Raw genomic sequence first — 750 nt, 5'->3', positions numbered from 1 at the left:
GGTGACCAGGACGGCTGGGGCACCAATAGGTTGTCAAAGGCCGAGTCGATTTTGGGGACTGGGATGTCCCAAAATCTATCACGAGGTCGAAGACACGCTTGATGCAAAAGGAGACCTGCAAACGAGTGGCTGCCTGAAAGCACTGCGAGAGCTGGAAGCATCGGGACATTTTGCATTGCCCGAGGCGCAGCGCAAGGTCAGTGGAGTAAAATCCCCCCGCCGTTTGACAGAATCGGTACCCCTTCCTGTTGCTGTACCCGATGAAGTCAATGCTATTGCCGCACTTGAACTGGTGCCGGTACAAGATACAGAGCAGATGCGCATCTGGAATGAACTCATGCTCACGGAACACTATCTGGAAGCTGCGACACTGGTTGGCCGGCAAATGCGCTACCTGATTCGTTCAGAACACGGTTGGTTGGGAGGAATTGGCTTCGCCGCCCCTGCGTTACAACAGCCAACCAGGGTACGCAAGATTCCATTTGTTCAAGAAAACGTTCTTTGCGCGTCTTGCGTTTCTTGGCGGCGTAAGTTAATGATGCGAAACTTTGTTGCTTCATTTGGCTCTGTACTTATGTACTGGGAGGTAGGCGTATTTTACCCTGTTTGGTCGATTCGATCAGAGCTTCCCTAACAGAAAACAAGACTGATACGGCGATAGTCATCCGGTGTGTGATAGGTGTTGCACGCTGAATAGTTTCGTTATATCGTGCGACAAACCGCAATGTAGAGAAACACAGGGCAATTTAG

General features: G+C 50.9%; 2 pseudogenes. One reads left to right on the top strand and one right to left on the bottom strand.

Annotated features, from left to right (window positions below):
- Position 1: 1 nt before the first annotated feature.
- Positions 2-412, top strand: a pseudogene (locus ACOCD2_RS23635) (hypothetical protein); the annotation flags it as partial.
- 49 nt (positions 413-461) lie between these two features.
- Here the strand turns inward: ACOCD2_RS23635 and ACOCD2_RS23630 are convergent.
- Positions 462-560 (bottom strand): annotated as a pseudogene (locus ACOCD2_RS23630) (IS5/IS1182 family transposase); the annotation flags it as partial.
- Positions 561-750: the final 190 nt, after the last annotated feature.

This window comes from Thiolapillus sp. (assembly GCF_048562965.1).
Lineage (GTDB): Bacteria > Pseudomonadota > Gammaproteobacteria > Chromatiales > Chromatiaceae > Thiolapillus > Thiolapillus brandeum_A.
The sequence above is the reverse complement of the archived record's forward strand: the minus strand, read 5'-3'. Positions and strand labels throughout refer to the sequence as shown.